Origin of the sequence: Streptomyces sp. NPDC029216 (genome assembly GCF_040648015.1) — a bacterium.
GTDB lineage: Bacteria > Actinomycetota > Actinomycetes > Streptomycetales > Streptomycetaceae > Streptomyces.
Map to the genome: position 1 here is coordinate 21,006 of NZ_JBEZWL010000051.1, position 18,499 is coordinate 39,504.

Here is an 18,499-nt window from a genome sequence, read left to right on the forward strand (position 1 = left end):
TTGCGGGAGCCGCGGGCCTCGCCAAAGCGGGTCCCAAGAGTCCGGCAAGAGATGGTCCGCCGGTGTACGCCGCTACGCGGGCTCCACCCGGACCGCGCAGACCTTGAACTCCGGCATCCGGGAGACGGGGTCCAGGGCGGGGTTGGTGAGGGTGTTGGCGCGGCCCTCCCCGTACCAGTGGAAGGGCATGAACACGGTGTCCGCCCTGATGGCGTCGGTGATCCGGGCCGGGGCCACGGCCCGCCCGCGGCGCGAGGTGACGGCCAGCGGGGCGCCGTCGGCCACCCCGAGGCGGGCGGCGAGGCGTGGGTGGAGTTCCACGAAGGGGCCGGGGGCGGCCTCGTTGAGCTCGGCCACGCGGCGGGTCTGCGCCCCGGACTGGTACTGGGCGACGACCCGGCCGGTGGTGAGCAGCAGCGGGTAGGCGGCGTCGGGGGTCTCGGCGGCCTCGCGGTGGGTGACGGGCACGAAGCGGGCCCGGCCGTCGTCGGTGGCGAAGCGGTCCAGGAAGAGCCGGGGCGTTCCCGGGGAGCCCTCGGGGCAGGGCCAGAAGACGCCCTGTTCGGCGGCGATGCGCTCGTAGGAGATGCCGGAGTAGTCGGCGGGGCCGCCCTCGGAGGCGCGGCGCAGCTCCTCGAAGACCTCCTCGGGGTCGGTGGGGAAGCCCTTCTCCAGGCCGAGGCGGGAGGCGAGGCCGTGCAGGACCTCCAGGTCGCTGCGGACGCCCGGGGGCGGGGTGAGGGCCCGGCGGCGCAGCAGGACGCGGCCCTCCAGGCTGGTGGTGGTGCCGGTCTCCTCCGCCCACTGGGTGACGGGCAGGACCACGTCCGCGAGGGCGGCGGTCTCGGAGAGGACCACGTCGGCGACGGCGAGGAAGTCCAGGGAGCGGATGCGCTCCTCGACGTGCGCGGCGCGGGGGGCGGAGACGACGGGGTTGGAGCCCATGAGGAGGAGGGCCTTCACGTCGGTGCCCAGGGCGTCGAGGAGTTCGTAGGCGCTGCGGCCGGGGCCGGGCAGGGTCTGGGGGGCGACGCCCCAGACCCGGGCGACGTGCGCGCGGGCGGCCGGGTCGGTGAGCTTGCGGTAGCCGGGGAGCTGGTCGGCCTTCTGGCCGTGTTCGCGGCCGCCCTGGCCGTTGCCCTGGCCGGTGAGGCAGCCGTAGCCGGAGAGCGGGCGGCCGGCCCGGCCGGTGGCCAGGCACAGGTTGATCCACGCGCCGACGGTGTCGGTGCCCTTGGCCTGCTGTTCGGGGCCGCGGGCGGTGAGCACCATCGCCGCGGAGGGGGCGCAGAACATCTCGACGGCGCGCCGCAGTTGGGGCACCGGTACGCCGGTGATCCGTTCCACGAGTTCGGGCCAGTGGGCCATCGCGGCGGCCCGGGCGTCCTCCCAGCCGGTGGTGCGGGCGGCGATGAACTCGGCGTCGGTGCGGCCCTCGGCGACGATCAGGTGCAGCAGGCCGAGGGCCAGGGCGAGGTCGGTGCCGGGGCGCGGAGCCAGGTGCAGGTCGGCCTGCTCGGCGGTGCGGGTGCGGCGGGGGTCGACGACGATGAGGGTGCCGCCGTTGGCCTTGAGCTCGGTGAAGTAACGCAGGGCGGGGGGCATGGTCTCGGCGGGGTTGGAGCCGACGAGGATCACGCAGCCGGTGCGCGGGATGTCCTCCAGCGGGAACGGCAGCCCGCGGTCCAGGCCGAAGGCGCGCTGGTGGGCGGCTGCGGCGGAGGACATGCAGAAGCGGCCGTTGTAGTCGATCTGGGAGGTGCCCAGGGCGACGCGGGCGAACTTGCCGAGGGCGTAGGCCTTCTCGTTGGTGAGCCCGCCGCCGCCGAAGACGCCGACGGCGTCGGGTCCGTGCGCGCGGCCGGTGCGGGCGAGGCCGGCGGCGACGGCGTCGAGGGCCTCCTCCCAGGTGGCCGGTACGAGCGGCCCGCCGGCGTGGGTACGGATCAGCGGCTCGGTGAGGCGCACCCGGGAGGAGAGCAGGGCGGGGGCGGTGCGGCCCTTGCCGCACAGCGCGCCCCGGTTCACCGGGAAGTCGGCCCGCTCCTCGACCACGACGCCGCCCTCGCCGTTCGCCTGGGGACGCAGGTTCATGCCGCACTGGAGCGCGCAGTACGGGCAGTGCGTGGCGGTGGCTTCCTGGGTGCTGTGCATACGGGCCAGGGTGCGGGCGGGGTGTTACGGGGGCCGCGCGGCCGCGTTACGGCCGGGGGTGCGGGGGCTCAGCGCGGGCCGGCCCGACCGGTGAGGACTCCCCGCCCCGCCCTTTCACCGTTTCCAGGGGGCTGCCCCTGCCCCGTTCCGGGCGCTGCGCGCCCGGTGCGCTCGATCGCCGCGCGCAGCGGCCCCCAGGCAGGCCCGGGCCCCGGCTACTGCCCCGTCAGGTGCCGGACCGTCAGGCCCGCCGTCCAGCCGCCGTCGACGGCGAGTTCGGCTCCGGTCATGTACGAGGACGCGTCGGAGAGCAGGAACGCGACGGCCGCCGCGATCTCCTCGGGAACCCCGACCCGGCCCAGCGGCGCACCCGGATAGTTCCCCTCGCCCGCCTGGATCCCGACGGGCGCCGTCATCGGGGTCAGGGTCATGCCCGGATGGACGGAGTTGACCCGGATCCGCGCCTCGGCCAGCTCCACCGCGCCGATCTTCGACAGCCCCCGCACACCCCACTTGGAGGCCCCGTACCCGGCCGTCAGGGCGAGCCCGGTGAGGCCCGCGGCGGAGGAGATGTTGACGACGGAGCCGCCGCCGTTCGCCCGCAGCAGCGGGATCGCGGCCTTGATGCCGATGAACGTACCGACCAGGTTGACCTCGACGACCCGGCGGAAGTGCTCGACGCTCTCGTGTTCCAGGAACTGGCCGGTGGCGATGCCGGCGTTGTTGACCAGTCCGTCGAGCCGGCCGAACTCGGCGACCGCGTGGTCCAGTACGGCCTGCCAGTCGGCCTCGCTGGTGACGTCGTGGCGCAGGAAGCGGGCCGCGTCGCCGAGCTGCGCGGCGGTCTCGGCGCCCTCCGCCTCCAGCACGTCGGTGATCAGCACCCGGCCGCCGCCGTCGACGACGGCCCGCGCGGCGGCCGCGCCGAGGCCGCGGGCCCCGCCGGTGATGACGACGGCCTTGCCGCCCAGGTTCACAACAGCCACGGTTCCCACCCCAGACCCATCCGCATATGCCTAATCGGCATACGTCGATCGCGGCGTCAGTCTGCCAGAGCGTCCAGGGCCCGCGACACCCCTTCCTCCTTGGGCCCGAGGAACTTCGGCCGCGGCTCGAAGACGGCGTCCACCGCTGCCTTGCCGGCCGCGAAGACCTCGCGGACGCCGCCGTAGTACCAGGTGGCGTCGTGCGCGTTGTCGACGCCGACCCCGTACGAGTCCACGCCCGCGGCCCGGCACAGCGTGACGGCCCGGTGGATGTGGAAGCTCTGGCTGATCAGCACCGCCCGGCGCACGCCGAAGATCTCCCGGGCGCGCACGCAGGAGTCCCAGGTGTCGAAGCCGGCGAAGTCGCTGACGATCCGGCCGTCCGGCACCCCGTGCCGGGTGAGGTAGCCGCGCATCGCGTCGGGCTCGTCGTACTCGGTGCGGCTGTTGTCGCCGGTGACCAGGACCGCCTTCACCTTCCCGGCGCGGTACAGCTCGACGGCCGCGTCCAGGCGGGCCGCGAGGTACGGGGTGGGCTTCCCGTCCCACAGCCCCGCCCCGAACACGACGGCCACCCCGGCGGCGGGCGCCTGCGCGGTGGTGCGCAGCCGGCCGGCGGCGGTCGCGTGGGTCCAGGTGGAGGGCAGCAGGGCCAGTACGCACAGCCCCATCACGACCTGCACGGCCCGCCGCCGGGCCCGTACGGTGCGCGGCAGCAGGTCCCGCACCGCGCGCGCGATCCTGCGCATCCTGGTTCCCCCCTGGGTGTCCGGTGTCGCCGCCCGGTCCTCACCGGAGCGGCGGCTCGCAGGTCAGGACGCGTGCGGGCAGGACCCGGTTGCGCCGGGGTGGCGACGGGGCCCCGGTGTGAGCACCCGGCAAAGACCCGTCACCACGCCGCAACGCCCACGCAATCTGCGGCCCGCAGGATCGGTCCATGACGGAGCCGGTGCACCCTCCCGAAAGCCACTCCCCCGCCTTCCCCTTCCTCCCGTTCGGCAGCGCCGCCGAGCTGCTGACCCGGATCACCGACCAGCTCGGCGCCCAGCTGAGCGGAGTGCGCCCGCCGCGCGCCCGGCCCCACGGAGCCCCCTCATGCAGCCCACCCTCGTCGCCGTGGCCCACGGCAGCCGCGACCCGCGCGCCGCGCACACCGTCCTCGCCCTCCTCGACCGGGTCCGCGAGCTCCGCCCGCGCCTCGACGTCCGGCTCGGGCACATCGAGCTGAACCGGCCGCTGCTCTCCGACACCCTGCGGGACGCCACCGGTCCGGCCGTCCTCGTCCCCCTGCTGCTCGGGCGCGGCACGCACGTCAAGCGGGACCTGCCCGCCGCCGCGGCCCGGGCCGGGCACCTGAGGGTACGGATCGCGGCGCCGCTCGGGCCGCACCCGCTGCTGGTGGAGGCCCTGTACGAGCGGCTCCTGGAGGCCGGCCGGGAGCCGGGCACGGCCGTCGTCCTGGCCTCCGCCGGCTCCCTCGACCCGGACTCCGCCGCCGACACCCGCCGCACCGCCGCCCTGCTCTCGGAGCGGCTCGGCGGGGTGCCCGTGGTCCCGGCGTACGCCTCGGCGGCCGCCCCGAGCGTGCCGGAGGCCGTACGGGCCCTCACGGCGCGCGGCCACCGGGTGGCGGTGGCCTCGTACTTCGCCGCCCCGGGCCGTTTCGCCACCGCGAGCGCCGCCGCCGCGCCGGGCCCGGCCGCCGCCCCGCTGGGCGCCCACCCGGCGCTGGCCCGCCTGGTCCTCCACCGCTACGACGAGGCACTGGCCCGCCCCGGGCGGCACCGGGAACTGGCCACCGCCTGAGGACCGGACGGGACCGGATTGCTCGGATTGTCGGTGTCTCCGGTTACCGTCTGATCCATGGAAGGCACCGCGCACGTCCCCGCGTACGACTCCTACGACCCCGCCGCCACCGAGCGGTGGGCCGCCGAGCCCGACAAGCGGCCCGGGCGGACCGCCTTCCAACGGGACCGGGCCCGCGTGCTGCACTCCGCCGCGCTGCGCCGGCTGGCCGGGAAGACCCAGGTGGTGACCCCGGGTACGCGTTCGTACGACTGGGACGCGAGCCCCCGGACCCGGCTGACGCACTCGCTGGAGTGCGCGCAGGTCGGGCGGGAGCTCGGTGCGGCCCTCGGCTGCGATCCGGACCTGGTCGAAGCGGCCTGCCTCTCGCACGACATGGGGCACCCGCCGTTCGGGCACAACGGCGAGGAGGCGCTCAACGAGTTCGCGAAGGACTGCGGCGGCTTCGAGGGCAACGCGCAGTCGCTGCGCCTGCTGACCCGGCTGGAGCCCAAGCGGTTCGTGCCCGACCCGGCCACGGGCGAGGCCGTGAGCGTGGGCCTCAACCTGACCCGGGCCTGTCTGGACGCCGCCACCAAGTACCCCTGGGCGCGCGGCGGGCACCCCACCGACCCCGACTCGGTGAAGTTCGGCGCCTACGAGGACGACCTGCCGGTCTTCGAGTGGCTGCGGCGCGGCGCGCCCGCCGACCGCAAGTGCTTCGAGGCCCAGGTGATGGACTGGTCGGACGACGTCGCGTACTCCGTGCACGACTTCGAGGACGGCCTGCACGCCGGGCACGTCGACCCCAACCTGCTGTTCGCCGAGCCCGAGCGCGCCGCCATCTGGCGGGTGGCCATCGGCCGGTACGTGCCCGCCGACACCGATCCGGAGGAGCTGCGCGAGGCCCTGGACCGGCTGATGGAGGAGGAGTGGTGGCCCCACGGCTACGACGGTTCGGCCGTGGCCCAGGCCCGGCTGAAGGACGCCACCAGCCAGCTGATCGGCCGGTTCTGCCTGGCCGCGGAGGGCGCCACCCGTGAGGCGTACGGATCGGGCCCGCTGACCCGGTACGCGGCGGAGCTGGTGGTGCCGCGCCGGGCGCGCAACGAGTGCGCCGTCCTGAAGGCGGTCGCCGACCTGTACGTGATGCAGCGCGACGAGCAGGAGCGGCTGCGGGCCGACCAGCGCATCGTCCTGGCCGAACTCGCCGAGGCGCTCAGCGCCCGTGCGCCGGAGGGGCTCGACCCGCAGTTCCGGGCGATCTTCGACGCGGCGCCGGACGACAAGGCCCGCAAGCGCGCGGTCATCGACCAGATCGCCTGCCTCACCGACGCTTCCGCCCGGTCCCTGCACGCCCGCCTCACCCGGCACGGGCGGCGCGCCGAAGGGTGAGCCGATCGGGCCATTCCCCCTTCACGAGGCAGGCTCGGTGCGGGACGCTCGCATGTGGCCGCACATGGCGGAGAGGTTATGAGGAGGCATCAGGTGGTCGACGCACACCAGACGTTCATCATCGTCGGCGCGGGGCTGGCCGGGGCGAAGGCCGCCGAGACGCTGAGGTCGGAGGGGTTCACCGGCCGGGTGATCCTCATCGGCGACGAGCGCGACCATCCCTACGAGCGGCCCCCGCTGTCCAAGGGCTACCTGCTGGGCAAGGAGGAGCGCGACAGCGTCTTCGTGCACGAGCCGTCCTGGTACGCGGGCGCCGACATCGAGCTGCACCTGGGCCAGCCGGCGGTGCACCTGGACCGCGGGGCGAAGACGGTGCGCCTGGGTGACGGCACCCTGCTGCACTACGACAAGCTGCTGCTGGCGACCGGCTCCGAGCCGCGCCGCCTGGACATCCCGGGCACCGGCCTGGCCGGGGTGCACCACCTGCGCCGGCTCGCCCACGCCGACCTGCTGCGCAAGGCGCTGACCTCCCTGGGCCGCGACAACGGCCACCTGCTGATCGCGGGCGCGGGCTGGATCGGCCTGGAGGTGGCGGCCGCGGCCCGCTCGTACGGCGCCGAGGTGACGGTGGTCGAGCCGCTGCCCAGCCCGCTGCACGCGGTGCTCGGTCCGGAGATCGGCCAGTTCTTCGCGGACCTGCACGCCGAGCACGGGGTGCGCTTCCACTTCGGCGCGAAGCTGACGGAGATCGTCGGCCAGGACGGCATGGTGCTGGCCGCCCGCACCGACGACGGCGAGGAGCACCCGGCGCACGCGGTGCTCGCCGCGATCGGCGCGGCGCCGCGCACCGCGCTCGCCGAGACCTCCGGGCTGGCCCTGGTGGACCGGGAGCACGGCGGCGGCATCGCCGTGGACGCCTCGCTGCGCACCTCCGACCCGGACGTCTTCGCCGTCGGGGACGTGGCGGCCGCCCAGCACCCTCGGCTCGGGGTCCGGCTGCGGGTGGAGCACTGGGCGAACGCCCTCAACGGCGGCCCGGCCGCGGCGCGGGCGATGCTGGGGCAGGAGGTCTCGTACGAGCGGGTGCCGTACTTCTTCTCCGACCAGTACGACGTGGGCCTGGAGTACTCGGGGTACGCGCCGGCGGGCAGCTACGACCAGGTGCTGGTGCGCGGGGACGTGGCCAAGCGGGAGTTCATCGCGTTCTGGCTCTCCGACGGCCGGGTGCTGGCCGGGATGAACGTGAACGTGTGGGACGTCACCGAGCACATCCAGAACCTGATCCGTTCGAAGGCCCCGGTGGACCGCGATCGACTGGCGGACCCCTCGGTTCCGCTTGACTCCCTGATCCCGGCCGAGGGGGCCTGACGGGTTTACCGCCGCCCCACCGTAGAATTCTCGGGTGGCAGGACGGATCAACGACGACGACGTGAAGGCGGTACGGGACGCGGTCCCGATCGACGCCGTGGTCTCCGAGTACCTCCAGCTGCGCAACGCGGGCGGCGGCAACCTCAAGGGCCTGTGCCCCTTCCATGACGAGAAGTCCCCGTCCTTCCAGGTCAGCCCGAGCAAGGGGCTCTACCACTGCTTCGGCTGCCAGGCCGGCGGGGACACCCTCGACTTCATCATGAAGATCGACCACCTCTCCTTCTCGGAGGCGGTCGAGCGGCTGGCCGGCCAGGCCGGCATCACCCTGCGCTACGAGGAGGGCGGCTACACCGCCGGCACCAGCGGCCGCGGCGAGCGGATCCGCCTGGTCGAGGCGCACAAGGCGGCCGCCCAGTTCTACGTGGACCAGCTCGGCGGCGCCGAGGCCGAGATCGGCCGCCGCTTCCTGGCGGAGCGCGGCTTCGACCAGGCGGCGGCCGAGCACTTCGGCGTGGGCTACAGCCCGGCCGGCTGGGACCACCTGACCCGGTTCCTGCGCGGGCGGGGCTTCAGCGACAAGGAGCTGATCCTCTCCGGGCTGGCCCAGGACAGCCGCAGCGGCAAGCCCATCGACCGCTTCCGCGGCCGGCTGATGTGGCCGATCCGGGACATCAGCGGCGAGGTGGTCGGCTTCGGCGCGCGCAAGCTGCGCGAGGACGACACCGGCCCGAAGTACCTGAACACCCCCGAGACGGCGATCTACAAGAAGTCCCAGGTCCTGTACGGCATCGACCTGGCCAAGAAGGAGATCGCGAAGACCTCCCGGGCCGTGGTCGTCGAGGGCTACACGGACGTGATGGCCTGCCATATGGCCGGGGTGACCACCGCCATCGCCACCTGTGGCACCGCCTTCGGCGGGGAGCACATCAAGATCCTGCGCCGGCTGCTGATGGACAACGCGACCGCCGAGGTGATCTTCACCTTCGACGGTGACGCGGCCGGGCAGAAGGCCGCGCTGCGGGCCTTCGAGGACGACCAGAAGTTCGCGGCGGAGACCTCGATCGCGATCACCCCGGGCGGGATGGACCCCTGCGACCTGCGCCTGGCGCAGGGAGACGCGGCCGTGTCCGGGCTGGTGGAGTCCCGTACCCCGCTGTTCGAGTTCGCGCTGCGGCACATCGTGTCCCGGCACAACCTGGAGAACCCGGCGGGGCGGGCAGCCGCCCTGGACGAGGCCGCTCCCGTCGTCGCCGGGATCAAGAACATCGCGATCCAGCACGAGTCGGCGGTCCAGCTGGCGGGCATGCTCGGCATCCGCGACGAGCAGTTCGTGGTCAAGCGCGTCGCGCAGCAGGCCCGCTGGGCGCGCGAGCGCGGCCAGCAGTCGGCGCAGCGGCAGCCCGGCCGGCGCTACGAGGAGGCCCCGGCCCCCGCGCCCGCCGCCGCCCAGCCGGGCGGGCCCGCGCTGAACCTGCGCAGCCCGGCGCACCGCACCGAGCGCGAGCTGCTCAAGCTGGCGCTCCAGCGGCCGGCCCTGGTCTCCCCCGCCTTCGACGCGTACGGCGCGGACGAGTTCACGGCCCCGCCGTACGCGGCGGTCCGCCAGGCCATCCAGGACGCGGGCGGCGCCGCCCAGGGCACCGAGGACTACCTGGCCCGGGTCCGCGAGGCGGCCCCGAACGACACCGTGCGCGCGCTGGTCACGGAGCTGGCGGTGGAGGCGATCCACGCGAAGACGGTGGACGAGGTCTACGCGGGGGTCCAGCTGGTGCAGGTCCGGCTGCGCGCGGTGGACCGCCGCGTCCACGAGATCCAGGGCCAGATGGCCCGCCTCGGCCCCCAGGCCCCGCCGGAACAGCACGCGGCGGTCCAGCAGGAACTGTGGGTCCTCCAGCAGTACGGCCAACGCCTACGCAACCGCGGCGCGGAGGGGCTGTAGCCCGGGGGTACCGCTACCTCCGCAGCCAGTCCCCGCCGGGGATCTCCCGGCCCGACCGGGCGAGACGCACAGCCAGCGGCGGGGCCGCGACGTACACCCAGGCCCGCACCCGGCTCCCGTCCCCCCGGACGGCCTCCCGCGCGACCCGGTCGTAGACGTTGCGCGGGCTGCCCGGCCCGACGTACTCCTCCAGCAGGTCCAGCGCCCCCAGCAGCTCCCCGTACGCGCCCGCCGCCGGCGTGATCAGCTCGCCGGCTATCACCGACCCGGCCCGCTCGACCGCGTACGGATATCCGGGCCCCTCGTACAGCACCGCGCCCGGCAGCCGGGCCGGCTCCTCGGCGGCGGTGCGGCCGCGCAGGAACAGGTCGTGGTTGACCTCGCCGGGCCGCAGCGTCCCGTACACGAAGAACGGCAGGACGCCGTCCGGTCCCGGCCGATCGACCGATGCCACGAGCCCCTCCTTCGGCTAGGACCGGGCCTGCGGGGCCGGGTCCAAAGGCCCCTCTTCGCCGGTGCACCCCCACCGTACGCACCGCTGTTACACAATCTCCCGGTCCCCGTGACGGTCGCCGACTACCGTCCGGTTCCTCCCCTTTCCTCACCCCACGGTTTCCGCCCCCATGACACGATCACCCCTGCGCCGCCCCTCCGCCGTCACCCCCCTGCTGCTCTGCGCCGCCGCCGCGCTGGCCGCCGGGGGCTGCGCCGCACCCGGCGGACTGGCCGCCGGGGAGCCCGTGACCCCGGCGTCCCCCCAGCCCCAGCCCCAACCCCTGTGGCCGGCCTGGGCCGAGAACTCCCCGAAGGCTCCCGGGGTGGCGGCCGGCACCCGCCAGCCGCCGCCGGCGCCGCTGGCGGACGGGCCCGAGGTGGGCCCGGGCGGGCTGACGGGCGTGAAGGCGGAGGACGTCGCCGCGGCGGACCCGCGCATGCGGCTGTTCGCCGACAAGGGGACGATCAACGGCCCCGGCCGGTCCGGGCTGCGCCCGCCGGTCTGGCTGGACCTGACCGGGGACGGGCAGAAGGAGCTGATCGTCGCCGCCGACACCGAGACCGGCCGCACCGCACTGAGCGTGTACACGGCCCGGGGCAAGCGGATCGTCCCCGTGCTGTTCACCATCGGGCGGCGGATGGCCGCCGAGGCCCTGGGCGGGCGGGGACCTGCTGATCCGCACCGCCCCGGACGACGGCTCCGAGCAGGCCGTCCGCTACCACTGGGACGGCGAGCGGATGACGGTGGTCAACGAGGAGCGGCGCTACAACAAGACCCTCCCCGGCCGTGCTCCGAGCACGCCGGGTACGGGCGACGCCGCCGGGGACGCCCGGTGAGGGCCCTGCCGGCCCGCTGCCGGCGGCTGCTGCGGGCGCTCGGGCTGCGCTGGAAGATCGCCGCGCTGCTGGCGTCCGGCTGTGCGCTGGTCGCGGTCACCAGCACGGGGCTCGGCCTGACGATCGCCTTCGGGCAGGCCCAGGTGATCGGCGCCGGGTGCGCCTGTGGAACCCGGCCTCCGGGGGCGCGGCGGCGACGGTGACCCTGCCGGAGGCCTGAGGGGCCGGATTTCACCCGGACGGGGTGGGGGTGCCCGGATGGCCGCGCAGGGCCTCTGACGTGGGCGGATGCCGCTCGGGTGGGCCACCGGCGCGCTATCTGACGACAGGTCAGCAGGCGGTCGCCGGGCGGCCCGGTTTTCCTCAAGACACGACCCCGTGTCCCCAGGAGTGACCCATGCGCCGCAGGACCGCCCACGCGCTGACCGCCGCCGCGCTGACCGCCGTCGCCTTCGCCGGCCCGGTCGCGGGAGCGGTGGCCGCCGCGGACCTCGGGATGCCCCCGTTCGCGCCCGGGGACTTCGCCGTGCTGGAGGTCTGGCCGAAGTCGGCCGTCCCGGGCGCCACGGTCACCGTGAACACCAAGGCCTGCGGCGCGGGCAGCCACGCCGAGGGCGATGCCACCACCGTGGGCGGCGGCCGCTTCAAGCTGACTCCGGGCACCCACAAGGAGGTGGTGGCCGGCCAGTTCCAGGTCGCCCGCGACATCCGGCCCGGGACCTACGGCATCGGCGCCACCTGCGCCGACGGCAAGTTCGCCACCGGCGACCTGGTCGTCACCGAGCACGGCCCCCAGGGGCACGTGCGCACCGGGGTGGGCGGTGGCACGGCCACCACCACCGACCCGGCCAAGATCACGGCGGGAGCGGCAGTGCTGGCCGCGGCCGCCGTCGGCGGTACCTGGCTCCTGCGTCGCCGGGCGAGCGGCACGCGGAGCTGACGGGCGCCCACCGCGGCTGCGGCCGCGGTCCGACCGGTACCGCCCCCCGTCGCCCGCCCCGCGAGGTCCCCCCCGTTCGCGGGGCCGGGCGACGGCCACCCTGTTCACGGCGAGGCAAGGGGGTACGAGGCATGGCCGGCGGTTTCGGCTTCCGGGTCACCGGGCGCGGGCGGGGGCCCGGCGACCGGCACGGGCGGGGTCCCGGGGACCGGCGCGGGCAGGCCGGTCTGGTGGCGGTGGCCGCCTGCATCGGCGTATGGCTCGTCACCAGCGGCTCCGGCGAGACGATCCGGCCGCCCCTGCCCTCCCCCGCCGAGGCCCTGAGCGCGCAGGCCGCCTACCCCGGCAGCATCGACCCGCTCCCGGGCTCCCCGCCGACCCGGATCCGGATCCCCTCCATCCGGGTGGACGCTCCGCTCGCCGGGCTCGGCCTGGAGCGCGACGGCAGCCTCGAAGTGCCGCCGCCCGCCCGGGGCGACCTCGCGGGCTGGTACCGCGACGGGACCACCCCGGGCGCGACGGGCACCGCCGTGATCGCGGGCCACGTGGACAACGCGAGCGGCCCGGCGGTCTTCTACCACCTGGGCGCGCTGCACCGGGGCGCGGCGATCGAGGTGGCCCGCGCGGACGGGCGCACGGCGGTGTTCACGGTCCACGCCGTCGAGGTCTACGACGCGAAGTCCTTCCCGGACCGGCGCGTGTACGGGCCCTCGCCGCGCGCCGAGCTGCGGGTGATCACGTGTGGCGGCGGGTTCTCTCCGCGCACCGGCTACCAGGGCAACGTGGTCGTCTTCGCCCACCTCACCGGGACGTACTGAACGGGCCCCCGCCACCCCGGCCAAGATCATCAGGTTGCAGAATGACCCGTATGTCGATAACGAACACGCCCAAAAAAGCTACGATCGACGACGCCGCGGACATCAGCCGCGCCCTGACCCGCGCCTTCGCCGACGACCCGATGATGTGCTGGTTCTTCCCCGACGAGGCCTCGCGCGAGGAGCGCATGGTCCGCTACTTCGCGACGCTCCACACCCGGCACTACGGCCGCCACGGCGTGTGCGAGCGCACGGACCTGGCCGCCGCCTTCTGGGTGGCGCCGGACGGCCGGGCCCTTCCCGACGAGGAGACCCTCGACGAGCTCGCCGACGTGCTCGGCGACCGGGCTCCGCTGTTCCGGGAGGGCATCGAGGCGGCGGCCGAGCACGCACCCCCGGAGGAGCACTGGTACCTGGCGGTGCTCGGCGCCGACCCGGCCGGCCAGGGCCAGGGGCACGGCGCCGCCCTGCTGCGCTCGGGGCTTGCCAAGGCGGACGCGGCGGGCCTGCCCGTCTACCTGGAGTCCTCGAAGGAGTCCAACGTGCCGTTCTACGAGCACTTCGGCTTCACGGTGCTCGGCGAGGCGCAGCTGCCCGGCGGCGGCCCGACCCTCTGGGTGATGCGCCGCGCCCCGCAGGCCTAGATCTTCGGCGGGCGCGGGGCCCCGGGGGCCCCGTGCCCGCTCAGCCCCACTGCTCCAGGCCGAGCTTGACCACCAGCGCGCCCACCACCGTCAGCAGCACGCCGCGGACGAACCCGCTGCCCTTCCTGAGGGCCATCCGGGCCCCGACCATGCCGCCGGCCAGGTTGAACACGGCCATCAGCGCGGCCAGCTGCCAGAACACCATCCCCTGGTAGGCGAACATCGCGAGCGCCCCGGCGTTGGTGCAGCAGTTGACGATCTTCGCGGTGGCGGAGGCGGTGACCAGGTCGAGGTGGAGCAGAGCGGTGAGGGCCAGCACCAGGAACGTGCCGGTGCCGGGCCCGATGAGGCCGTCGTAGAAACCGATGCCCAGGCCGGCGAGGGCGATCGTCAGCAGGACGCGCCGCCGCGAGACGGGCGCGGCGGCGGGGGCGGCGCCGAAGCCCGGCTTGAAGATCACGACGGCGGCGACCACCACGAGCACGCCCATGATCAGCGGCCGCATGGTGTCCTTGCTGATCCCGCCGGCCAGCGCCGCCCCGCCGATCGACCCGGCGAGCGCGGCCAGCCCGATCCGCACGGCGAGCTTCACGTCCAGCGGGGTCTTGCGGGCGTAGGTGACGGCGGCGCCGGCCGTGCCGACGATGGCCACCGCCTTGTTGGTCCCGAGGACGGCGGCGGGCTGGGCGTGCGGCAGCCCGAGCAGCAGGGCGGGCAGGAGCAGCAGTCCGCCACCGCCCACCACCGCGTCGATCCAGCCGGCCGCCCCGGCGGCCACGCACAGCACGATGATCATGGTCGTTGATATGTCAGGCACGGACCCGACCCTAGGGAGCGGATCCGTGCAGGTCCCATCGATCCCCGGAAAGTTGCGCGAAGCTTGAGGTTCACGGCCCGCGCACCCCGGCCGCCGGAAGCCTCACCGGCCCCCGCCACGGGCGCTGAGGCCGGCGTTCCGTCCGGGTAACAGGAGCGATGCGGCGGGGAAACAGCCGCCCCGCACGCTCGTTCCATGACCTCGAAGCAGCGTGTGGTGGTGATCGGCGGCGGCCTGGCGGGCCTGCGGCTCGCCGCGCGGCTGGGACCGGCCGCCGCGGTGACCGTCCTCGGCGAGGAGCCCCACGCCCCCTACAACCGGGTCCTGCTGGCGGAGGTGCTGGCCGGCCGGTACGGAGCCGACGTGGCCGCGCTCCCGGCCCCCGGCCCGGTGCTGCGCCGGGGAGTGCGGGCGGTACGGATCGACCGCGCCGCGCGGCGGGTGCACTGCGACGACGGCACGGCCCCGGAGTACGACGTCCTCGTCCTGGCCACCGGCTCGAACCCGGTCCTGCCGGCGCTGCGCGGGCTGTTCGCCCCCGACGGCGGGGAACTCCCGGAGGGGGTGCACGCGTTCCGCACCATGGACGACTGCCTGGCCCTGGACGAGGCCGTACGGCCCGGCGTCCGGGCGGTGGTGATCGGCGGGGGCCTGCTGGGGGTCTCGGCGGCCCGTGCGCTGGCCGCGCGGGGCGCCCAGGTGGTCCTCGCCCAGCAGGCGGAGCGGCTGATGGAGCGGCAGCTCGACGCCGATTCCGCCGCGCTGCTGCGGGAGCACCTCGCGGGCCTGGGCGTGGAGATCCACACCGAGTGCCGTGTGCGCGGCCTGGCCACGACCGATACGCCGCTGCGCGGGGCCTCCTCCCGCCGGGTCACCGGGGTCGAGCTCGCCGACGGCTACCGCCTCGACGCCGACATCGTCGTCCTCGCCTGCGGCGTACGCCCCCGCACCGGCCTGGCCCAGGCGGCCGGACTGGAGGTCCGCAAGGGGATCGTGGTCGACGACCGGCTGCGCACCAGCGACCCGCACGTGCACGCCATCGGCGACTGCGCCGAGCACGCCGGACGGCTCTACGGCCTGGCCGGCCCCGCCCTGGAGCAGGCCGACGCCCTCGCCGCCACCCTCACCGGGTCCCCCACCGACTACACCGGCACCCGCGCCCTCACCCGGCTCACCCTCGGCGGCGCCGGCCGCCCCCTCGACCTCGCCGCCTTCGGCGACCCCACCCCGCTCCCCGGCGACGACGTGGTCCGCCTCGCCGACGCCACCCGCCGCACCTACCGCAAGGTCGTCCTGCGCGGCGACCGGCTCGTCGGCGGGGTCCTGCTCGGCGAGCTCTCCACCGTGGGCGCCCTCGCCCGCAGCTGGGAGGGCGACGAGTCCCTGGACGCACCGCACGACATGTTCCACCTGCTCACCGACGACGGAGGCCACTGACATGACCGAGCCCCTGCCCGCGATCGTGCTCATCGGGCACGGCATGGTCGGCCAGCGCTACCTGGAGGCGCTCGCCGAGCGCGGAGCCACCGCCACGCACCGGATCACGGTGCTCTGCGAGGAGCCCCGGCCCGCCTACGACCGCGTGCACCTCACCTCGTACTTCTCCGGCAGCAGCCCCGAGGAGCTCTCCCTCACCCCGGCCGGCTTCATGGCCGAGCACGGCATCGAGCTCCACCTGGACGACCCCGCCGAGACCGTCGACCGGGAGGCCCGTACGGTCACCTCCCGCTCCGGCCGCGTCTTCCCGTACGACGTCCTCGTCCTGGCGACCGGCAGCTACCCCTTCGTCCCGCCCGTGCCCGGCAAGGACGCCCCCGGCTGCTTCGTCTACCGCACCATCGAGGACCTCCTCGCGATCGAGGCGTACGCCAGAACCCTCCCCCGGACTCCGTCCGGGGGGACCCCCAGCGGCGCCGTCGTCGGCGGCGGGCTCCTCGGGCTGGAGGCGGCCGGCGCCCTCCAGGGCCTCGGGCTCACCACCCGCATCGTGGAGTTCGCGCCCCGGCTGATGCCCGTCCAGGTGGACGAGGGCGGCGGCGCGGCCCTGCTGCGCACCATCGAGAACATGGGCCTCACCGTCCACACCGGCGTCGGCACCCAGGCGGTGCTGACCGGCGAGGACGGCTCCGTCACCGGGATGAGCCTCTCCGACGGGTCGACGGTCGACACCGACCTCGTCGTCTTCTCCGCCGGCGTCCGCCCCCGCGACCAGCTCGCCCGCGACTGCGGCCTGGCGGTCGGCGAGCGCGGCGGGATCTCCGTCGACGCCCGCTGCCGCACCTCCGACCCCCGCGTGTACGCCATCGGCGAGTGCGCGCAGGCCGTCGACGGCCGGGTCTACGGGCTGGTCGCGCCCGGCTACGAGATGGCCGAGACCGCCGCCGAGGACCTGCTGGGCCGGGAGCGGGAGTTCACCGGGGCCGACCTGTCCACCAAGCTCAAGCTGCTCGGCGTGGACGTGGCCTCCTTCGGCGACGCGCACGGCGCCGCCGAGGACAGCCTGGACGTGGTCTGGTCCGACTCCCGCTCCGGGATCTACAAGAAGCTGGTCATCTCCTCCGAGGGGGTCCTGCTCGGCGGCGTCCTCGTCGGCGACGCGGACGCGTACGGGCTGCTGCGCCCGCTCACCGGCAGCATCCCGCCCGTGGCCCCCGAGCAGCTGGTGCTGCCCGCCGGGCTCGGACCCGCCGCGCAGCTCGGCCCGTCCGCGCTCCCCGACTCCGCGGTGATCTGCTCCTGCCACAACGTCACCAAGAAGGCCATCACCGCCTGCGCGACCCTGCCCGAGGTGAAGAAGTGCACCAAGGCGGGGACCGGCTGCGGCAGCTGCCTCAAGGTGATCGGCCAGCTGCTGCCGGCCGCCGCCGACCCGGGGCTGTGCGGCTGCTTCCCGTACACCCGCGCGGAGCTGTACGAGATCGTCCGCACCCGGCGCCTGTCCTCGTACCGGGAGCTGCTCGACGGGCACGGCCGGCCGGAGGCCCGCGGCGGCGAGGGCTGCGAGGTCTGCAAGCCCGCCGTCGGCTCGATCATCGCCTCGCTCGCCCCCGCCGTGGGCGCCAGCGGCTACGTGCTCGACGGGGAGCAGGCCGCCCTGCAGGACACCAACGACCACTTCCTGGCGAACCTCCAGCGCAACGGCTCGTACTCGGTCGTCCCGCGCATCCCGGGCGGTGAGATCACCCCCGACAAGCTGATCGTGATCGGCGAGGTGGCCCGCGACTTCGGCCTGTACACGAAGATCACCGGCGGCCAGCGCATCGACCTGTTCGGCGCCAGCGTGGACCAGCTGCCGAAGATCTGGGCCCGGCTGGTCGACGCCGGCTTCGAGTCCGGGCACGCGTACGGGAAGGCCCTGCGGACGGTGAAGTCCTGCGTGGGGCAGACCTGGTGCCGCTACGGGGTCCAGGACAGCGTGCGGATGGCCATCGACCTGGAGCTGCGCTACCGGGGCCTGCGCGCCCCGCACAAGCTGAAGTCGGCGGTGTCCGGCTGCGCCCGCGAGTGCGCGGAGGCCCAGAGCAAGGACTTCGGGGTCATCGCGACGGCCAACGGCTGGAACCTCTACGTCGGCGGCAACGGCGGGGCGACCCCGCGCCACGCGGACCTGCTCGCGCAGGACCTGTCCGACGCCGAACTGGTGCGGCTCATCGACCGGTTCCTGATGTTCTACATCCGCACCGCCGACCGGCTGGAGCGGACCTCCACCTGGCTGGAGCGGCTGGAGGGGGGCCTGGACCACCTGCGGGACGTGGTGGTGCACGACTCGCTCGGGCTGTGCGCGGAGCTGGAGTCGCTGATGGCCGAGCACGTGGCGCACTACCGCGACGAGTGGGCCGAGACGCTCCAGGACCCGGAGCGGCTGCGGCGGTTCGTGTCCTTCGTGAACGCGCCGGGCGCCCCCGACCCGACCGTGAGGTTCGTCCCCGAGCGCGACCAGGTCAAGCCCGACCTGGCCGTCCTGACCATAGGAGGTCCTGTCCGATGACCGTCGAACTGCGGGTGGCCGAAGGCTGGCTGACGGTGTGCGAGCTGGACTCGCTCGTCCCCGGGCGCGGGGTCGCGGCCCTGCTCCCGGACGGGAGCCAGGCCGCGGTGTTCGTCGACCGCGCGGGGCGTCCGTACGCCATCGGCAACCAGGACCCCTTCACCGGCGCGCAGGTGCTGTCGCGCGGGCTGGTGGGCTGGGCGGCGGGGCGGGCGTTCGTGGCCTCGCCGCTGCTGAAGCAGCGTTTCGACCTGGAGTCGGGGCGCTGCCTGGACGACGAGGAGGTGACGGTCCGGACCTACCCGGTGCGGACCGCCGCGACCTCGTAGGGCGGGC

The 18,499-nt window shown here is 74.9% G+C and carries 16 protein-coding genes; 11 read left to right on the forward strand and 5 right to left on the reverse strand.

All coding sequences use genetic code 11. From position 1 onward, the window contains the following. Positions 1-72 precede the first annotated feature (72 nt). The 3 genes from AB0F18_RS19700 to AB0F18_RS19710 all read right to left on the reverse strand — a co-directional run bounded on the left by AB0F18_RS19700 (position 73) and on the right by AB0F18_RS19710 (position 3,889). Positions 73-2,154, reverse strand: coding sequence for a molybdopterin oxidoreductase family protein (locus AB0F18_RS19700; RefSeq protein ID WP_362062244.1), 2,082 nt, complete (start codon positions 2,152-2,154; stop codon positions 73-75). Positions 2,155-2,369: 215 nt separating this feature from the next. Then, on the reverse strand, positions 2,370-3,140 hold the full coding sequence (locus tag AB0F18_RS19705; protein ID WP_362062247.1) for a glucose 1-dehydrogenase: 771 nt from the start codon (positions 3,138-3,140) through the stop codon (positions 2,370-2,372). A gap of 56 nt (positions 3,141-3,196) precedes the next feature. Continuing rightward, complete coding sequence (locus tag AB0F18_RS19710; RefSeq protein ID WP_362062250.1) at positions 3,197-3,889, reverse strand: ElyC/SanA/YdcF family protein; 693 nt, start codon at positions 3,887-3,889, stop codon at positions 3,197-3,199. Between the two features lie 346 nt (positions 3,890-4,235). Here AB0F18_RS19710 and AB0F18_RS19715 point away from each other — a divergent pair, with 346 nt between their 5' ends. From AB0F18_RS19715 to dnaG, 4 genes are all read left to right on the forward strand, one after another. After that, complete coding sequence (locus tag AB0F18_RS19715; RefSeq protein ID WP_362062253.1) at positions 4,236-4,946, forward strand: sirohydrochlorin chelatase; 711 nt, start codon at positions 4,236-4,238, stop codon at positions 4,944-4,946. 57 nt (positions 4,947-5,003) lie between these two features. Beyond that, complete coding sequence (locus AB0F18_RS19720; RefSeq protein WP_362062255.1) at positions 5,004-6,320, forward strand: deoxyguanosinetriphosphate triphosphohydrolase; 1,317 nt, start codon at positions 5,004-5,006, stop codon at positions 6,318-6,320. 93 nt (positions 6,321-6,413) lie between these two features. Continuing rightward, positions 6,414-7,688, forward strand: a complete 1,275-nt coding sequence (locus AB0F18_RS19725; RefSeq protein WP_362062258.1) for an FAD-dependent oxidoreductase — start codon at positions 6,414-6,416, stop codon at positions 7,686-7,688. 34 nt (positions 7,689-7,722) lie between these two features. After that, a complete protein-coding gene (gene dnaG, locus AB0F18_RS19730; RefSeq protein WP_362062261.1) occupies positions 7,723-9,627 on the forward strand; it encodes a DNA primase in 1,905 nt (634 codons plus the stop codon). A 13-nt stretch (positions 9,628-9,640) separates the two neighbouring features. Here dnaG and AB0F18_RS19735 read toward each other — a convergent pair whose 3' ends face one another. Continuing rightward, complete coding sequence (locus AB0F18_RS19735; protein ID WP_362062264.1) at positions 9,641-10,081, reverse strand: gamma-glutamylcyclotransferase family protein; 441 nt, start codon at positions 10,079-10,081, stop codon at positions 9,641-9,643. Positions 10,082-10,250: 169 nt separating this feature from the next. On the opposite strand from AB0F18_RS19735, the gene AB0F18_RS19740 reads away from it, so the two are divergent. The 4 genes from AB0F18_RS19740 to AB0F18_RS19755 all read left to right on the forward strand — a co-directional run bounded on the left by AB0F18_RS19740 (position 10,251) and on the right by AB0F18_RS19755 (position 13,358). Next, positions 10,251-11,162: a hypothetical protein gene (locus tag AB0F18_RS19740; RefSeq protein WP_362062267.1), complete on the forward strand. Its 912-nt coding sequence runs from the start codon at positions 10,251-10,253 to the stop codon at positions 11,160-11,162. Positions 11,163-11,356: 194 nt separating this feature from the next. After that, positions 11,357-11,899: a hypothetical protein gene (locus AB0F18_RS19745; RefSeq protein ID WP_362062270.1), complete on the forward strand. Its 543-nt coding sequence runs from the start codon at positions 11,357-11,359 to the stop codon at positions 11,897-11,899. 131 nt (positions 11,900-12,030) lie between these two features. Next, positions 12,031-12,717 carry a class F sortase gene (locus AB0F18_RS19750; protein WP_362062273.1) on the forward strand — a complete coding sequence of 229 codons (687 nt, stop codon included), beginning with the start codon at positions 12,031-12,033 and terminating at the stop codon, positions 12,715-12,717. Positions 12,718-12,758: 41 nt separating this feature from the next. Further along, positions 12,759-13,358 carry a GNAT family N-acetyltransferase gene (locus AB0F18_RS19755; protein WP_362062276.1) on the forward strand — a complete coding sequence of 200 codons (600 nt, stop codon included), beginning with the start codon at positions 12,759-12,761 and terminating at the stop codon, positions 13,356-13,358. Between the two features lie 40 nt (positions 13,359-13,398). Here AB0F18_RS19755 and AB0F18_RS19760 read toward each other — a convergent pair whose 3' ends face one another. Beyond that, positions 13,399-14,175, reverse strand: a complete 777-nt coding sequence (locus tag AB0F18_RS19760; protein WP_362062279.1) for a sulfite exporter TauE/SafE family protein — start codon at positions 14,173-14,175, stop codon at positions 13,399-13,401. A gap of 195 nt (positions 14,176-14,370) precedes the next feature. Between AB0F18_RS19760 and AB0F18_RS19765 the strand changes: the two genes are divergently transcribed. From AB0F18_RS19765 to nirD, 3 genes are read left to right on the forward strand one after another with little or no spacing between them, the layout of a single operon-like run. Continuing rightward, complete coding sequence (locus AB0F18_RS19765) at positions 14,371-15,612, forward strand: FAD-dependent oxidoreductase (protein ID WP_362062282.1); 1,242 nt, start codon at positions 14,371-14,373, stop codon at positions 15,610-15,612. Position 15,613: 1 nt separating this feature from the next. Beyond that, positions 15,614-18,163 carry a nitrite reductase large subunit NirB gene (nirB, locus tag AB0F18_RS19770; protein WP_362062284.1) on the forward strand — a complete coding sequence of 850 codons (2,550 nt, stop codon included), beginning with the start codon at positions 15,614-15,616 and terminating at the stop codon, positions 18,161-18,163. Next, positions 18,160-18,492, forward strand: coding sequence for a nitrite reductase small subunit NirD (gene nirD / locus AB0F18_RS19775; RefSeq protein WP_362062287.1), 333 nt, complete (start codon positions 18,160-18,162; stop codon positions 18,490-18,492). The genes nirB and nirD overlap by 4 nt, the downstream gene beginning before the upstream one ends. Positions 18,493-18,499 lie beyond the last annotated feature (7 nt).